Raw genomic sequence first — 15,995 nt, 5'->3', positions numbered from 1 at the left:
GACACCACGGCGCATCGCCCCAGCCGGGGTGTGCCGGGCCGGCTTCGCCGTGGAACCGGTGGTCCGCCCGCAACGTGCCGGCCCCGCCTGCCTCAAATGCAGGCGGGGCCGGCACGTTGTGGGGTGTGGTTCAGGCGGGGGTGCAGGCGCGGGCTGTGACGTGGTCGTGGACGAGGTGGGTGAAGGCGCGGGCCGCGGCGGACCCGGTAGGCGCCTTCGCGGCTGAGCAGGGTGACGGTGCGGGTGGGCCCCGCGAAGGCGATGCCGGGGTCGACCTCGTCGGCGGCCAGGCAGACCTCGATGCGGTCCTGAGTCGCTTGCATGGACGGCGCACATGCCCGCGGTGTACGCGCGCCGGGCGACCGGAGACGTACCGGCTGGAGTGCGCTGCCGATGGCCGGCAGTACATCACCGCCGCAGGCACGGGCATGCTCGCGTGGGAGCTGCCCACGCGTGCTGGGGCCATCTACGAGGGTGAGGGAGAGCGCGGTTGAGTGACACGGACAGCGACAGGTCGCAGAACCATCATGGGGCAGAAGTCCCCGGTCCTCGTCTGAGCCGGGACGTGTCGTTGCCGCCGCCTCCGGCCAGGGCCGCGGCGGCGCCGGAGGGCGAGGAGGTCGGCGACGAGCTGAAGAGTGCGTACTGGATGCAGTGGGACGGTGAGGCCGCCCGCACCAGCGTGGGGCGGATCCTCGTCCGGCTGCCGGCGATCTGCCGCCGGGTGCTCGCTCTGGCCTACCGGGCCGATGCGCGGGCCACGGTCGCGGTCGTGGTGCTGCAGCTCGCCTCGTCGCTGATGAGCGCCTTCGGGCTGCTGGCCTCCGTGCAGGTGCTCTCGGCGCTCTTCGCGCAGGGCGCGACCTCCGAGCGCATCCACCACGCCCTGCCGTCCCTCGTACTGGTCGCCGGGCTGCTGGCGGCGCAGGGCCTGCTCGACTTCGGTGTCGCGCGGGGGCAGGCGGTGCTCACGCCGAAGGTCCGGCGCGCGGTGGAGGAGGAGTTCTTGCGGCTGAACTGCCACGTGCGCCTGGAGGCGGTGGACGATGCCGCCTTCGCGGACGAGGCGAACAAGGCCAACGACCGTGGTCTGTACTACATGCGGCAGGCGGTTCCGCAGCTGGTCTCGCTCGCGCACGCCGTACTGGGGCTGATCGGGTCCGCCGGCGTCCTGGCCGTGCTGCATCCCTTGCTGCTGCCCCTTCTGGTGCTGTCCGTGGTTCCTCAGGGGTATGCGGCGGTGCGCTCGGCGCGGGCGCAGTTCCTCTCCCACAGCCGCTACAGCACCCTTCAGCGCCGTATCCGCATGTTCACCTGGCTGCTCCTCGACCGCGACTCCGCGCCGGAGGTGCGCGCCTCCACGGCGCAGCAGGCGCTGCTGGAGGAGCACGAGCGTTTCGCGCGGCGGATCGAGGCGGAGGACGCCCGGCTGGGCCGGCAGGAGGCGAACGTCTCCCTGGGCGGCCGGGCGGTGGGCGGCCTGGCGGTCGGTGCCACGTATGCGGTGCTGGGGTGGATGACGGCGACGGGGTGGCTGCCGCTGGCGGCGGGCGGCGGGGCGTTCCTGGCGATCCGCTCCAGCCGGGGCACGCTGGTGAGCGTCGTGCTGGCCATGCACCAGATCTACGAGCACGCCCTGTGGATCGACGACCTGGAGCGGCATCTGGAGCGCTGCCGCGCCCTGCAGCCGCACCGGACGGGCAGGCGCCTGGCGGACCGTGTGAAGACCATCACCGTCAGCGACGTCCACTACACCTACCCCGAGGCGGGCCGGGACGCGCTGCGCGGGGTGTCGATGACGCTGACGGCGGGTTCCACGGTGGCCTTCGTCGGGGCGAACGGGTCGGGCAAGTCGACGATGGCCAAGCTGCTGGCCGGGCTGTACACGCCGACCAAGGGCAGAATCTGCTGGGACGACGTGGAGGTGCGGGAGGTCGACGCCGAGAGCATCCAGGCGCAGGTCGCCATGGTGCTGCAGGATCCGGTCGCCTGGCCGCTGTCGGCGCTGGCCAACGTCACGATCGGCGCGGGGAGCATCACCGAGGCCGATCCGCAGCGGGCTCTTGCGGCGGTGCGGGAGTCGGGCGCGGATCGTGTCATCGCCGGTCTGCCGCAGCAGTGGGCCACTCCGCTGTCCAAGCGCTTCAAGGGCGGCCAGGAGTTGTCCGGCGGCAACTGGGCGAAGGTGGCCGTGGCCCGGGGCCTGTACCAGGACGCCGCGATGCTGGTGCTGGACGAGCCGACGGCCAGCATGGACGCCCGCGCCGAGCACGCGGTCTACGAGGCCGTCCTGCACGGCCGGCGCCGCCCGGACCGCATCACCGTCCTGATCTCGCACCGGCTGGCCAGCGTGACCGCATGCGACATGATCTACGTCTTCCGCGACGGGCGCATCGTCGAGTCCGGCGACCACCGCACCTTGATGTCCCGCCGGAACGGCAGCGGTGAACCCGGGGAGTACGCCCAGCTGTTCACCCTCCAGGCCACCGCCTACCGGGCGGCGGCGGGAGCCGAAGAAGCGCCGTGAGGGTCGTTGCTCCTGCGTTCACCAGCGCTTCCCCGTGGGCACGGCGTGTGGGGGGCGGCACGGGTGGGGCGGGAGAGGTGACAGGATAGGGGCATGAGCAACGTCTACTTCGACATCACCATCAACGGCGAGGCCGCCGGCCGCATCGTTTTCCGTCTTTTCGACGACATCGTTCCCAAGACCGCGCAGAACTTCCGTGAGCTCGCCACCGGGCAGCACGGTTACGGCTACGCCGGTTCGCCCTTCCACCGTGTCATCCCCGAGTTCATGCTCCAGGGCGGCGACTTCACCAACGGCAACGGCACCGGTGGCAAGAGCATATGGGGCGGGGAGTTCGCGGACGAGAACTTCCAGCTCAAGCACGACCGTCCGTTCCTGCTGTCGATGGCGAACGCCGGCCGCAACACCAACGGCTCGCAGTTCTTCGTCACCACCGTCGTGACCCCGTGGCTCGACGGCAAGCACGTCGTCTTCGGCGAGGTCGTCGAGGGCACCGAGGTCGTCAAGAAGATCGAGTCGCTCGGTTCCCGTTCGGGCAACACCGCGGCCAAGATCGTGGTCGCCGCCTCCGGCACCGTCGACGCGTAATCACCCGCCGTCCCACCGGCCGGCCGTTTCAGGCGCTCCTCGCCAGCAGAAGGGCCGACAGGGCGTCGGCGAATGCGGTGAGCCGGTCCAGGTGGGGGCCGCCGCGGGCCGCCCGGAATCCGTGACGGCGGGCCCAGAAGGCGGCCTGGACGGCATGGAGCTGGGCCCAGCGCCGGACGCGTTCGCGGTCGAGTTCCGCGGCCTCGGCGAAGACGTCGATCGTGCGGTGGACGGCCCGGCGCAGGTCGTCCGCGCCCACGAGCGCGAGGGCGCGCGACTTCAGCAACGTCCCCCCGTCGTACGCCGGGTCCCCCGCGTACCCCTTGGGGTCGACGGCCAGCCACGGCTCGCGGTCGGCGCGCAGGATGTTCCGGGCATGGAGGTCGCCGTGGATCACGGTGTCGGGCTGGGCGCCGCCCAGCTCGGCGGCGGTGGCCACGGCGGCGTCCACGACGGGGCGCGGCAGTGCGTGCGCCAGTTCCCGGGCGTCCTTGTGCAGCTCCTCCACCCAGGCGCCGGCCTGCTCGCGCAGCCGCGGCAGGCCGGGCGGCGCGGGCACGGCGAGGCGGCGGCCGAGCCGGCCGGCGACCGCCGCCACCTCGTCGCCGTCCTCGACCTCCGCGAGCGTCGAGCTCCGCGCGCGCTCCAGCAGCATCGCGTACCGTGCGTCGTCGCGCTCGTGCAGCAGGACGGCCCCGCGCCCTTGCCACACGGCGAAGGCGTCGGGTTCGTGGACATTGCCGGGATGGGGGAAGGACACCTTCATCACGGCGGCCTCCCCGGTCCGCCGGCGGACCGGGACGATGACGCCCACGCCGCCGTGGACGACCCGGCCGTCCGGTGCGCACTCCCAGCGCGCCAGCAGCGCCTCCACGATGCCGGGCAGAGCGGCGATCCAGGCGGCCCCGGGCTCCCCCTCCCGGGCGATGGTGCTGCGGGCGAATTCCTTCGGCGTCGCAATCATCCCCGTACCCTAAATACGTTTGACCTCCGGCGGTGTCCGGGGTCGGATGGCAGTCCATGAGCACTGGGCAGATGCACCCCGGCATGCACCCCGTCGACGGCGATCTCGTACGGCGGTTGGTCGGTGGCCGGTTCCCGCAGTGGGCGGGGCTGAATGTGGAGCGGTTCCCGTCGGGGGGCACCGTCAACGCCATGTACCGGCTGGGCGAGGACATGGTCGTACGGCTGCCGCTGGTGGAGGGCGGCGCCGGGGACGTGGTCCTGGAGCGGGAGTGGCTGCCACGCCTCGCACCGCACCTGCCCGCCGCCGTCCCCGAGGTGCTCGGGGCCGGGGAGCCGGCCGAGGGATATCCGTGGCCGTGGTCGGTGTACCGGTGGCTGCCCGGGGAGCCACCGGAGCCCGGGGCGCTGAGCGAGCCGGTGCTGCTGGCCGAGGATCTGGCCCGGTTCGTGACGGCGATGCGCGGTATCGCGCTGCCGGGCGCGCCACGCGCCCATCGCGGTGGGCCGCTCGCCGCGCTGGACACGGGGACGAGGGCGGCGATCGAGCAGCTGCGCGGCATGCCGGAGGAGGGCGTCGACTGCGATGCCGCGACCGCCGTGTGGGAGCAGGCGCTTCGGGCACCGGGCCCGGACGGTCCGCCGGTGTGGCTGCACGCCGACCTGATGCCGGGCAATGTGCTGGTGGCGGGTGGCAGGCTGACGGCGGTCATCGACTTCGGGTGCACGGGCGCGGGCGATCCCGCGTGCGACCTGTTCCCCGCGTGGAATCTGCTGCCGGCCGGCGCACGGGAGGTCTTCCGCGCGGCGCTCGGTGAGGACGAGGCGGCCTGGGTCCGGGGCCGGGGGCGCGCGCTGTCCCAGGCGCTGATCGCCTTGCCGTACTACCGGCGGACGAACCCGGCGATGGCGCGCAACGCCCGGCACGTGATCCGGGAGGTGCTGGCGGAGGGCTGAGGCGGCACTTACCTGTCAGGTCATCGACCCTGGTGCGGGCCGGCGGCCATCATCGGGGGGACGCCCGGGGCCAAACCCCGCCCCTCGGCCGGAAACCGGAAGGACACCGCCATGACCGCCTATGCCATAGCCCACCTCCGGGCAGCCGCCCCGCACCCGGAGATCGCCGAGTACATCGAGCGCATCACCGCCACCTTCGAGCCGTTCGGCGGCCGCTTCCTCGTCCACGCCGCGCAGCACGAGGTGAAGGAGGGCTCCTGGCCCGGGCACGTCGTCGTCATCGGCTTCCCCGGCATCGCCGAGGCCCGCGCCTGGTGGGACTCCCCCGCCTACCGGGAGATCGTGCCCCTGCGCTCGCGGCACGTGGCCGGGGACATCGTCCTCGTCGACGGCGTGCCCGAGGGCTACGACCCCGCCGTGACCGCGCAGGCGATGCGGGAGGCCCTGGCCGGCGGGTGAGCCGTCTGCGCGGGGCGTCACCGGCCGCGCGCGCTCCCCGCGTCCTCGGTGAACAGCCTGTCCAGGTGGGCGTCGACCGCGGCGAGCGCGTCCTGCGGGGCGACGACGTCCAGTTCCAGGAGGGTGGTGAAGCCGGTGAGGGCGAGGAGCAGGTCGGTCTCGGTCACCGGGTCGCGGTCGGCGGCGATAAGGCCGTCGGCGATCGCCTGGCGGAGCAGCTGCTCGACGAGGCTGCGGCCTTGGAGCAGCCCGTCGCGGGCGCGGGCGCGCACGGCCTCGTCGTGCAGGGCCTCCAGGACGTAGGCGGCGCTCATGCGGCTGGTCGCCCGGGCGTCCGCGTGCAGGGGAAGCATCTCCGTGATCATCAGGCGGAGCACGTCGCGCGGGTGCGGCTGGTCGCCGAGGTGCTTCAGGCCGCTGTCGACGCGCACGGTCGTCTGCTCGGAGGCGAAGTCCATGGCGAAGGAGAGCATCGCCTGCCGCGAGGCGAAGTAGTGCTGCAGCTGCCCCAGTGACATGCCCGCCTCCTGGGCGACCTCACGCATGGTCAGGTGCACGATGCCGCGCTCCTCCACCACGCGCCACAGGGCGCGGGCGATCGCCTCGCGACGTTCTCGGTGGTCCACCTGCTTCGGCATGGTCCGATTCTCCGTCACATCGGCCGTCTTTTCAATACGATTGACATAATACAACTGACCCAAGAAGCTGGGGAGGGTCGGACGGAACAGGGAGGGCGTCATGACGGAACACCCCCAGGTGCGCACCACGCAGGGCGTGGTGCAGGGACGTTGGACGGGCGGGCATGCGCTCTTCCGCGGAATCCCCTACGCCCGGCCGCCGGTGGGCGCGCTGCGTTTCGCCGCGCCCGCACCGCCACAGCCGTGGGACGGGGTCAGGCCGGCGGTGGAGTTCGGGCCCCCGGCACCGCAGTCGGGTCCGGCGCCGGCTCCGCCGGGCGGGCAGGAGGGCACCGACTGGCTGACGGTCGACGTCAGCACGCCGGACCCGGGCGCCGCGGGGCTGCCGGTGCTGGTGTGGATCCACGGCGGTGGGTACGTCTCGGGCGCCACGAGCGACCCGATGTACGACCCGGCCGCGCTGACCGGGGCGGGCATCGTCGTGGTCGCCGTCAACTACCGGGTGGGTGCCGAGGGGTTCGCGCTCCCGGAAGGCGCACCGGCCAACCGCGGCCTCCTCGACCAGATCGAGGCGCTGCACTGGGTGCGGCGGAACATCGCCGGATTCGGCGGGGATCCCGGCCGGGTCACCGTGGCCGGTCAGTCCGCCGGGGCGGGGGCCATCGCGGCCATGCTGACGATGCCGTCCGCGCGCGGGCTCTTCCACCGGGCCGTCACGCACTCCGTGCCGGGCACCCACTGCACCCGTGCGCTGGCCGAGCAGGTCGCCACCGTGCTCGCCGACCGGCTCGGCACGGACCCCACCGCCGCGGCGCTCGCCTGCGTGTCCCCGGGGCGGCTGGCCGCCGAGCTCACCTCCCTCGGTGCGGAGCTTCCGCGCCATGAGCAGCGGTGGGGGCGGCTGGCCCGCACGGGCGTCGCCGTGTGCCCGGTCGTCGACGGAGAGGTCCTGGCGGCGTCGCCCTGGCAGGCCCTGGCCGCCGGCCACGGGGGCGGCATCGAGCTGCTGGCCGGTCACACCCGCGACGAGTTCCGGTTGTTCAGCGTGATGAGCGGGCGAGCGGGCACGTTCACGGACGAGGAGGCCGCCGTGGCCCTCGACCTGTTCGCCCCGGTGCCGGGCGGTGCCAGCGCCTACCGCTCCGCCTATCCGCGGGCGGGGGCCGGGGAGCTGGTGGAGACGGTGTACTCCGACGCGCTGTTCCGGATGCCGTCGCTGCACCTGGCCCACGCCAACGCCGCGGCCGGCGGCACCTCGTACATGTTCGAGCTGCAGCTGGCCTCGCCGGTGCACGGCGGCGCCCTGGGGGCGTGCCACAGCCTGGACGTTCCCCTGGCCTTCGGCACGACCGGCAGCCCCACGGGGGCCGCACTGCTGGGCGCCCCGCCCGCCGCCGAGGCGGTGGCGGTGTCGCGGGAGCTGCACAAGGCGTGGATCGGCTTCGTCACCACCGGGGACCCGGGGTGGGCCGCCTACCGGCCCGGCGAGCAGCTGACGCGCGTGCTCGATGCGCGGTCCCGGACGACGCGCTATCCGCAGCAGGCGTCCTGGCGGATCTGGGAGGGCCGGCCGCCGACACCTTTCGCGCTCATATAGCTCGTACAGCGCGGCCTCATGCGGTGCGCCGGGCCGTGCGCGTGTGGTGGAGGACACGGAAATCGTGCGTTGCTCGGGGAGGTTTGAGGCGGAAAGATCATTCCTCGCCCGGTACGGGCCAGTGCATCCCCCCGTGACCTCATCGAGGACTTCATTGATCGAGTACATCCTCCCGGCCGTGCCCGCCTGCATGACCGTCGGAGCCCTGGCCGCCGCTGCCGGACTGGTCGTCCGGCGCCGGCGCCTGAACGCCGCCTGGTACAGAGGGGTCACCGTCGAGGGACGGTGCCTGCGGACATTCCTGACGACGACCACCTGGCAGCGCGGCACGCAGCGGAGCACGAACCGCACGATCAGCCACGCGTACGAGTTCACCACCCCGGAAGGGCGCACCCTCCGGTTCGAGGAGAACGGCCCCTCCACCATTTTCGAGGGTGACGTCGTCGCCGTCCGCTACCCGCCGGGCCGCCCGGACCTGGCCACGGCCCGGCCGCCCGGTGACCGCGCGACGAAGGCCGCCTTCCGCCGGCATTTGGCCTTCCTCACCTTCGCCACGCTGCTGTGTGTGGCGGTAACAGCCGTCTTCTCCATGGTCGGGAGCCTGTTGGCGGACGCCGGCGACTCCCCCGGCCTGCCCTCGTCCCCCGGCTTCCCCTCCTCCCCCGCCGCACCGGTGTCCCCGCCCGCCGCTCCGTCGCAACCCGCCCTGCCGCCTCTGCCCACCGGCCCGCCCGACGACTTCCCCACGCCGCCGGGCGGTTGGCCGACCGGCATGCCGCAGATGCCGGAGCCTCCGGTCAGCCGGTGATCCCGACGTCCCATTAGAGTGTCCCGGCCACACAAGCACCACAGCAAGAAACGGGGACCGGGACATGGGAGCGCTCGGCAAGGTCAGGAGCCTGGGCGGAACGGTCGGCGCGGCGGCCACCGCGCTCGGCAAGGGCATCGCGGAGACGGTGCAGCGAGGTGTCGACACCGGGCGGGCCACCACCACCGCCTCCGGGGACTGGGTGGTCTCGGCCCTGCGGGCCCTGCCGGCGCCCGCCGCCCCCGCGCACGAGGAATGGGAGTTCTCCCTCGGGGCGCTCATCTGCCGGCACCCCCGCGTGCCCGCCGTCACCGCCAAGGCCCTGCGCTGCCTCGACGGGCTCGGTGCCGTGCGCTTCGGGCCCGAGTCCATCGGCTTCGACGGCGAGGACATCCCCTGGTCCAAGGTCGTCCACCTGCACGTGCACGACGCGTTCAGCGCGATGACCACCGAGGCGCTGGACGCCGAGATCGACCGGATACGGGATCTGCTGCCGCCCCTGCCGGGGCGCAAGTGGGCGGTCACCCAGGTGGTGGAGGGCCTTGCGGCCGTCATGCTCGCCGCGCTGGAGCAGGCGGCGGAGCAGCGGCTCGACACCGTGGGCGTCGCCTGCGAGATCACCTACCGGGGCGCGCTCGGCCTCAAGAAGACGTTGCGGGCCAACCTGTTCAGTACCGCTCTGCTCGCCCAGCAGCCGCAGGTCATGCACAGTCTCGTATGCACGGCGCAGGCCCGGGGGGTCCCCGTCCTGCCGGCCGGGCTTCCCACGCACGGGACGTCCGCGGCCGAGCGCGTGCACGCGCTGCGCGCCCGCACGGACGTGGTGGCGGCCCGGCTGCGGGCGGAGGAAGCGCACGACGGCGCGGGAGCGGTGGCCCTGGACGCCGCCCCCGGCCCGGCCCGGTCGCTGCCGCCCGGTCAGTGACGGCGGGCGGTGACGGGCGGGCGTCAGTCCTCCAGGACGCCCGTCAGGTCGTGGACGTCCGCCAGGAGTCGGGCGGCGCCGGCGCGGTCGGTCCAGTCAGCGTGCGTCGTCCGCCGGCCGGCCGCCAGGCCCATGCGGTCGTCGACCAGGACGCCCGGCCCGGGCCCCGGCTCGCCACAGGGCGCGGGGGCGCCGGGCCGTGTCCTCGTTGCGGAGTTCGACGAAGTAGTCGTACGGACCGCCACTCATGACGCGACCTCCACGGTCAGGCGTCCGGTCGGGGCCACCCGGACGTGGACGGCGGTCAGATCGGCGACGACCGCGTCCGCCCGGAGGTCCGCGGCGGCGTGCGTGGTGCTCAGGGCGATGGCCGGCATGCCGGCCGCGCGGGCGGCGGTCAGGCCCGCGGGGGCATCCTCGACCACAATGCAGCGCTCGGGTGGCACGCCGAGGCGCTCGGCGGCCAGCAGGAACGGCTGCGGGTGGGGCTTGTGGTGGGTGAGGTCGTCGGAGGTGACCAGGACCTTCGGGTGGATGCCCGCACCGGCGAGCCGGGCCTCGGCCACCCGGTGCGCGCTGGAGGTCACCACCGCCCACCGGTCCGCGGGCAGGGCGGCCAGGAGTTCGACGGCGCCGGCGACGGGGGTGACGTTGCCGGCCAGGGCGTCCGCCCGCTCCGCCTCCTGCAGGCGGCGGACGCCCTCGGCCACCTGGCCGGCCGGCAGGAGGTCGGCGACGACGGCGGCGGCCGGGCGCCCGTGCACCTCGACGCGGGTCATGGCCTCTTCGAGCGTCATCCCGTACGACTCGAGCCACTGTTGCCACACGTGGACGACCGATCCCAAGGAGGAGACCAGGGTTTCGTCGCAGTCGAACAGCAGGGCATCGGCCGGAAGTCGCATGGGGCGGAGCCTATGCGGTGCGGTGTCCGGCTCCCTCGGCAGGGTGTGCCGCCCGGCCTCGGTGCACGCGGTCCAAGGTGGCCAGGTCGTCGTCGGTCAGGCGCAGGGCGCCGGCCGCCACGTTGTCGGCGAGGTGGTCGAGGTCGCCGGTGCCGGGGATGGCCAGCAGGTGCGCACCGCGGTGCAGGGTCCAGGCGATGCGGACCTGGGCCGGGCTCGCCCCGTGGGCCCGGGCGACGGCCTCGATCCGCGGGTCGTCGCCGCCTTGCGCACCGCCTTCGCGGCCGGTGCCGGCGATCGCGTAGAACGGCACGAAGGCGATGCCCTGCCGGCCGCAGGCGTCGACGAAGGCGTCCTGCTCGGGCCGCACGGCGAGGCCGTACATGTTCTGGACGCACACCACGGGTGCGATGGCCCGGGCTTCGGCGAGGTGGGCGGGCGTGACGTTGGACAGGCCGAGGTGGCGGACGAGCCCGGCCTCGCGCAGCTCGGCCAGGGCGCCGAACCGCTCGGCGAGGGAATCGTCGCCGACGATGCGCAGGTTGACCACGTCCAGGTGGTCGCGGCCGAGCTGACGGAGGTTCTCCTCGACCTGGCCGCGCAGCTGCCGGGCGGTGGCATGCGGTTGCCAGCGTCCCGAGAGGTCGCGGCCGGGCCCGACCTTGGTGGTGATGACGAGGTCGTCGGGGTAGGGGGCGAGGGCCCGGTTGATCAGTTCGTTGGCGGACCGCAGGGGGGAGAAGTAGAAGGCCGCGGTGTCGATGTGGTTCACGCCGAGTTCGAGGGCGCGGCGCAGGACGGCGACGGCCTGGTCGCGGTCGCGCGGGACGGCGTGCGGGACGAGTGCGCCGCCGGTCTGCGGCAGGCGCATGGCGCCGAAGCCGATGCGGTGGACGGGGAGGTCGCCGAGCGTCCAGGTGCCTGCTGCCGCTGCCGGTGTCGGTGTCGGTGTCGTCGGTGGGGTCATGCCGGGATGATCGGCGAACCCGTAGAGTTCGGGCCACTGATTCACGCATGGGTGAATGTTCACGGGGGTGGCGTGGCGGAGCTGGTGTTCTCGGCGGGCGATCTGGCGCAGATGCGGTTCGCCGTCTCGCCCATGTGGGAGGTCGGCCCGAGCTTCCGGCTGCTGGCCGCAGGGGGCGTGCATGCGGTGCACGGGACGTGGGTCGGGCAGGTGCGGCCGCGACTGGTCGCGGCCGGGCTGGAGCGGGGGTGGCTCGCGGAGCTGGTCCCGTCCTCGGGTTATGTGCCGGACTTTTTGAACCCGACGCCCCGCCGGCCCGCGCCCGGGCTTGCGGAGGAGCTCGCGGGCATCGCGGCCGCCCGGGCCGAGGACGTGCGCGGCGATCTGGACCGCCTGGGGCGGGAGCAGGGCGGGCTGGGGCCGCGCGCCCGGGCCCTGTACGCCCGGCCGCGGGAGCACCTGGCGGAGGTCGCCGAGGAGATCGGGCGCTACTGGCAGGTGGCGCTCGCGCCGTACTGGGCGCGGATCCGGGCGGTGTTGGACGCCGATGTCACGCACCGGGCCCGGCAGGCCGCCGGGCAGGGCGCGGCCCGCGTCCTGAACGACCTGCACGCGTCGGTGCGCTGGGACGACGGCATCTTGCGGGTGCCGCGCCGGCCTGCGGCACTCTCCCGGCGGGCGGGCCGGGGGCTGTTGCTGATCCCGTCCGTCTTCACGGGCCCGGGCCCGTTCACGCGCATCACCCCGGTCGATCCGCCGCAACTGGCCTACCCCGCCCGCGGCTACGGGTCACTGTGGGCGCCGCGGCCCGCGGCCGCCACGGCGGCCCTGGCCGCGGTGCTCGGCCGGTCACGGGCGATGCTGCTGGCGGAGCTGGACGGCCCGGCGTCCACCACCGAACTGGCCGGCCGCACGGGCCTGTCCCCCGCCGGGGTGTCGCAGAACCTGACCGCGTTGCGCGGGGCGGGCCTGGTCGGCGCCCACCGGGTGGGGCGCTCGGTGCTGTACGCGCGGACGTCCGTCGCCGACTGCCTGCTGGCCGCCGCCCGCCCCTGAGGGAAGACGGCGGCCGGCGGTCCGTCAGTGGCTCGGGGCCGCCACCGGCGTCTCGCGGTCGGCGGGGCGGACCGTGGTGAGGGGGGCCGTGGTGCGGCGGACCAGGAGCAGGGCCGCGAGGCCGCCGAGGATGCCGAGCGTTCCCGAGACCAGGAACGTCTCGCGCAGGCCGGAGGCGAACGCCTCGTGCGCCAGCGCGCGGCCGGCCGGGCCCGCGTGCGCGATGACGGCCGCGGCCTGGCCTCCGGCGAGGGCGTCGGCCGTGCCGGAGGGGTCGGGCACGGCGGGGCCGTGGTCCTTCAGCGCCCCGGTCAGGCCGGCGTGGAAGACGACGCCGAGCACGGCGATGCCGAGGGCGTTGCCGAGCTGGCGGGCGGTGTTGACGGCGCCGCTGGCCATGCCGGCCCGTTCGGGCGCGACGGAGGCCATGGCGGTGGAGGCGAGGACGGGGGTGGCGAGGCCCACGCCGACGCCCGTGACGGCCAGGCCGGCCGCCAGGGTGGTCCAGTCCGAGTCGGCGTCGACGGTGGCCTGCAGGAGTGCACCGGCGCCGATGAGCAGCATGCCCGCCCCGATGGTCCAGCGGGGGGCGACGCCCTGCAGGAGGCGTCCGGAGAGGGAGGCGACGACGAACGCGGCCGCGCTCATGGGCACGCAGGCCAGGCCGGCGGCGACCGGGCCCATGCCCTTGACCGACTGCAGCCACAGCGAGATGTAGGCGAGGTAGGAGAAGGCGGCCACGGACAGCAGGACGCCGACGATCATCAGGCCGGTGAAGGAGCCGCCGCGGAAGAGGGAGAGGTCCAGCAGCGGTTGTTCCCGGCGCCGTTCGACGGCCACGAAGGCCGCCAGGGCCACCGCGGCGAGGGCGAACAGCCCCAGGGTGGTGGCCGAGGTCCAGCCGTTGTCGCCGCCCTTGATCAGGGCGTACGTGACGCTGCCCGCGGCGAGCGTGAAGGTCGCGGTGCCGGGCAGGTCCACGCCGCGCGAGCGGGCACCGGGCAGGTCGGCGACGTAGCGCAGGGTCATGGCGATGGCAAGCACGCTCAGGGGCAGGTTGACGAAGAAGATCCACCGCCAGTCGAGGTGCTCGGTCAGCAGCCCGCCGAGGACGGGGCCGGCCGCCGAGGCGGCGCCGCTGACCGCGCCCCACACGCCGAAGGCCACGCCCCGGTCCCGGCCGTGGTAGATCCGGCCGATCAGGGCGGTGGTGGTGGCGAGCATCGCGGCGCCGCCGACGCCCTGGACGCAGCGGAAGGCGATGAGGGCCTGCGGGCCGGACGCCAGCCCGCAGGCCAGCGAGGCCAGGGCGAAGAAGCCCAAACCCGCGACGTACACGCGCCGGTGGCCGGCCCGGTCGGCGAGCGCGCCGATGCCCAGCAGCAGGGCGGCGAGCGCGAGCGCGTAGCCGTCCATGACCCACTGCAGGTCGGCGAAGGACGTGTGCAGGCTCGCCGCCATGTCGGGCAGTGCCACGACCACGATCGTGACGTCCACCAGCAGCATGAACGTCCCCAGGCACACCGCGGTCAGCGGCAGCCACTTGCGCATGGGATTCCTCCGTTGATTTCTGTTGACTCACCCGCCCCACCAGAACCGGGGGCCGGCGCCCTCGAAGGTCGCACCGCGGGGACGGTTTCCGGAAATCAACCCGGGCACTGTGACGGAATCCGACGGCAATGCGGGTCTGTCATGATGGAAACCATGGACAACGACGTGTTCGACCCTCTCGACCGGCGGCTGGCGCATGCGCTGATGATCGACGGGCGCGCCGCGTTCAGCCGGATCGCGGCCGTCCTCGGGACCACCGACCAGACGGTGATCCGCCGCTACCGCCGGCTGCGCGGGGCCGGGCTGCTGCGGGTGCTCGGGCTGCCGGTGGCCGAGCGGGTCGGGCTGCTGGAGTCGCGGTTGCGCATCCAGTGCGCGCCCGGTGCCGCCCTCGGGATCGCCGAGTCGCTCGCCCGCCGGCCCGACACGGGGTGGGTGAAGATCTTCTCCGGGGGGACGGAGGTGGGGTGCCTGGTGGCCTCGCGCACCCGTGAGGACCACGAGGCGCTGCTGCTGCGCAAGCTTCCGCGCACCCACCGGGTCACCGGCGTCTCCGCCCAGAGCATGCTGCACCGCTTCTCGGCGGAGCCCGTGCGCTGGCTGGGCACCGACGGCCTGGACGAGGAGCAGATCGCGGCCCTGACCCCGCCCCCGCCCGAGGCGGGTGAGCCGGGCGGCGACGGCGGCGACGGCGACGGCGTCGTACGCCTCGACGCGCAGGACCACGCGCTGCTGGCCGTCCTCGCCCGGGACGGGCGCACCGGCTACCCGGAGCTGGCCCGCGCCACCGGCCGCTCGGAGTCCACCGTGCGGCGCCGTCTGGAGCAGCTACGCCGCACCGGGGCCCTGGAGTTCGACGTCGAGGTGCTCCCCCGCCACCTGGGCTACCAGACCGAGGCCGGGCTGTACGCCACCGTCGCCCCCGGGGACCTCGCCGCGGCCGGGCGCGCGCTCGCCGAGCATCCCCAGGTGCCCTTCGCGGCCGCGACCACCGGTGCCGCCAACCTCGCCGCGACGGTGCTGTGCCGTGACGAGCGCGACCTGTACCGGGTCATGACCGAGGGCATCGGCGGCCTGCACTCCGTGCACCGGCTGGAGGTGCTGCCCGTGCTGCGGCACGTCAAGCGGGCGGGGCTGCTCAGCGACGGCAACCGGCTCTACGAACCGCCGCTGCACTGACCGTTGCCGGCCCCGTCACAGGATGCGCCGGCGCGCCAGCACCAGGGAGAACAGCCCGAACAGGACCAGGCCGACCGCGAGGGCCGTCAGCAGCCACGGGCCGGCCGACAGGGCGACGAAGGCACGCAGGGTGTCGTCGAGCCCCTTGGCCTGGCCGGGGTCGAACGCGACCGCGGCGCGGACGGTGAACACGCCGGCCGCGGCGAACATCACGCCCCGGCCGACGCCGCCGCCGACGCCCAGCACGTCCACGCTCCTGCGCAGGCCCGCGGGCATGGCCGAGGTGTCCAGGTACCGGCGGTAGCGGCGCTGTGCGGCCCGTACGGCGATCCACAGCCCGGCCGCCACCAGGGCGAGCCCGGCGGCGGCGACCAGCTCCCGGCCGGCCGGCCAACCCAGTGCACGGGCCGTGACGTCGCGGGAGCGCTCGTCCGTCGAGCCCGCGCCGCTGTCGCGCCGGCCGGCGGCGAAGGCCAGGACGGACACGGCGGTCACCGTGTAGAAGAGGAAGCGTGCGGCGGCCGCCGCACGCTTGCCCAGCCGCCGGCGGGTGCGGTGACGGGTGCCGGGAGCGCTGCCGGACGGCGGCAGGAACACCTGCGACAGCCGCCACAGGGCCATGCCGACCAGGCCGAGGCCCACGGCCCAGACCAGGGCCCGGCCGAAGGGCTGCCGGGCCAGTTCCTGGACGGCGCCCCCGCGGTCCGCCTGGTCCTGGGTGCCGGTCAGCGCGATGCGTGCCGCCATGACGCCCACCAGCAGGTACAGCACTCCGCGCGCCGCGAGACCGGCACGGGCCGCGGCCCGTGTCGTCCGATCGCGGGCGGTCCGCGCGGTGCGTCCGCCTCCGGTCCACCGTCCCATAGCCACCGACCTCC

At 74.3% G+C, this 15,995-nt stretch carries 17 protein-coding genes; 9 read left to right on the top strand and 8 right to left on the bottom strand.

Annotated features, from left to right (window positions below):
- Positions 1-92 precede the first annotated feature (92 nt).
- A complete protein-coding gene (locus AC27L3_RS23760) occupies positions 93-323 on the bottom strand; it encodes a hypothetical protein (RefSeq protein ID WP_487236082.1) in 231 nt (76 codons plus the stop codon).
- A 242-nt stretch (positions 324-565) separates the two neighbouring features.
- Between AC27L3_RS23760 and AC27L3_RS23755 the strand changes: the two genes are divergently transcribed.
- Both AC27L3_RS23755 and AC27L3_RS23750 read left to right on the top strand, forming a co-directional pair.
- Positions 566-2,527, top strand: coding sequence for an ATP-binding cassette domain-containing protein (locus tag AC27L3_RS23755; protein ID WP_487236081.1), 1,962 nt, complete (start codon positions 566-568; stop codon positions 2,525-2,527).
- Positions 2,528-2,620: 93 nt separating this feature from the next.
- Positions 2,621-3,115: a peptidylprolyl isomerase gene (locus AC27L3_RS23750; protein WP_487236080.1), complete on the top strand. Its 495-nt coding sequence runs from the start codon at positions 2,621-2,623 to the stop codon at positions 3,113-3,115.
- Positions 3,116-3,143: 28 nt separating this feature from the next.
- Here the strand turns inward: AC27L3_RS23750 and AC27L3_RS23745 are convergent, their stop codons facing one another.
- On the bottom strand, positions 3,144-4,079 hold the full coding sequence (locus AC27L3_RS23745; protein WP_487236079.1) for an aminoglycoside phosphotransferase family protein: 936 nt from the start codon (positions 4,077-4,079) through the stop codon (positions 3,144-3,146).
- A 56-nt stretch (positions 4,080-4,135) separates the two neighbouring features.
- Here AC27L3_RS23745 and AC27L3_RS23740 point away from each other — a divergent pair, with 56 nt between their 5' ends.
- Both AC27L3_RS23740 and AC27L3_RS23735 read left to right on the top strand, forming a co-directional pair.
- A complete protein-coding gene (locus tag AC27L3_RS23740) occupies positions 4,136-5,035 on the top strand; it encodes an aminoglycoside phosphotransferase family protein (RefSeq protein WP_487236078.1) in 900 nt (299 codons plus the stop codon).
- 111 nt (positions 5,036-5,146) lie between these two features.
- Positions 5,147-5,494 carry a DUF1330 domain-containing protein gene (locus AC27L3_RS23735; RefSeq protein WP_487236077.1) on the top strand — a complete coding sequence of 116 codons (348 nt, stop codon included), beginning with the start codon at positions 5,147-5,149 and terminating at the stop codon, positions 5,492-5,494.
- Between the two features lie 17 nt (positions 5,495-5,511).
- Here the strand turns inward: AC27L3_RS23735 and AC27L3_RS23730 are convergent, their stop codons facing one another.
- Positions 5,512-6,132: a TetR/AcrR family transcriptional regulator gene (locus tag AC27L3_RS23730; RefSeq protein ID WP_487236076.1), complete on the bottom strand. Its 621-nt coding sequence runs from the start codon at positions 6,130-6,132 to the stop codon at positions 5,512-5,514.
- 100 nt (positions 6,133-6,232) lie between these two features.
- On the opposite strand from AC27L3_RS23730, the gene AC27L3_RS23725 reads away from it, so the two are divergent.
- From AC27L3_RS23725 to AC27L3_RS23715, 3 genes are all read left to right on the top strand, one after another.
- Positions 6,233-7,729, top strand: coding sequence for a carboxylesterase/lipase family protein (locus AC27L3_RS23725; RefSeq protein WP_487236075.1), 1,497 nt, complete (start codon positions 6,233-6,235; stop codon positions 7,727-7,729).
- Between the two features lie 154 nt (positions 7,730-7,883).
- Positions 7,884-8,537, top strand: coding sequence for a hypothetical protein (locus AC27L3_RS23720; RefSeq protein WP_487236074.1), 654 nt, complete (start codon positions 7,884-7,886; stop codon positions 8,535-8,537).
- Between the two features lie 64 nt (positions 8,538-8,601).
- Positions 8,602-9,462 carry a hypothetical protein gene (locus AC27L3_RS23715; RefSeq protein WP_487236073.1) on the top strand — a complete coding sequence of 287 codons (861 nt, stop codon included), beginning with the start codon at positions 8,602-8,604 and terminating at the stop codon, positions 9,460-9,462.
- 23 nt (positions 9,463-9,485) lie between these two features.
- Here the strand turns inward: AC27L3_RS23715 and AC27L3_RS23710 are convergent, their stop codons facing one another.
- From AC27L3_RS23710 to AC27L3_RS23700, 3 genes are read right to left on the bottom strand one after another with little or no spacing between them, the layout of a single operon-like run.
- Positions 9,486-9,707, bottom strand: coding sequence for a hypothetical protein (locus AC27L3_RS23710; protein WP_487236072.1), 222 nt, complete (start codon positions 9,705-9,707; stop codon positions 9,486-9,488).
- Positions 9,708-10,364, bottom strand: coding sequence for an HAD-IA family hydrolase (locus AC27L3_RS23705; RefSeq protein ID WP_487236071.1), 657 nt, complete (start codon positions 10,362-10,364; stop codon positions 9,708-9,710). It abuts the gene before it with no gap.
- Positions 10,365-10,374: 10 nt separating this feature from the next.
- Positions 10,375-11,331 carry an oxidoreductase gene (locus tag AC27L3_RS23700; RefSeq protein WP_487236070.1) on the bottom strand — a complete coding sequence of 319 codons (957 nt, stop codon included), beginning with the start codon at positions 11,329-11,331 and terminating at the stop codon, positions 10,375-10,377.
- 81 nt (positions 11,332-11,412) lie between these two features.
- Between AC27L3_RS23700 and AC27L3_RS23695 the strand changes: the two genes are divergently transcribed.
- A complete protein-coding gene (locus AC27L3_RS23695; protein WP_487236137.1) occupies positions 11,413-12,387 on the top strand; it encodes an ArsR/SmtB family transcription factor in 975 nt (324 codons plus the stop codon).
- Between the two features lie 24 nt (positions 12,388-12,411).
- Here AC27L3_RS23695 and AC27L3_RS23690 read toward each other — a convergent pair whose 3' ends face one another.
- Entirely contained in the window at positions 12,412-13,938 is a 1,527-nt protein-coding gene (locus tag AC27L3_RS23690; RefSeq protein WP_487236069.1) for an MFS transporter, read from the bottom strand.
- Positions 13,939-14,091: 153 nt separating this feature from the next.
- On the opposite strand from AC27L3_RS23690, the gene AC27L3_RS23685 reads away from it, so the two are divergent.
- Complete coding sequence (locus AC27L3_RS23685; protein WP_487236068.1) at positions 14,092-15,117, top strand: Lrp/AsnC family transcriptional regulator; 1,026 nt, start codon at positions 14,092-14,094, stop codon at positions 15,115-15,117.
- Between the two features lie 15 nt (positions 15,118-15,132).
- On the opposite strand, the gene AC27L3_RS23680 is transcribed toward AC27L3_RS23685, so the two are convergent.
- On the bottom strand, positions 15,133-15,981 hold the full coding sequence (locus tag AC27L3_RS23680) for a DUF1206 domain-containing protein (RefSeq protein ID WP_487236067.1): 849 nt from the start codon (positions 15,979-15,981) through the stop codon (positions 15,133-15,135).
- Positions 15,982-15,995 lie beyond the last annotated feature (14 nt).

Source organism: Streptomyces sp. PKA51, from assembly GCF_057552455.1.
Note: the sequence above shows the minus strand (reverse complement) of the source record. Positions and strands in the feature narration are given on the sequence as shown.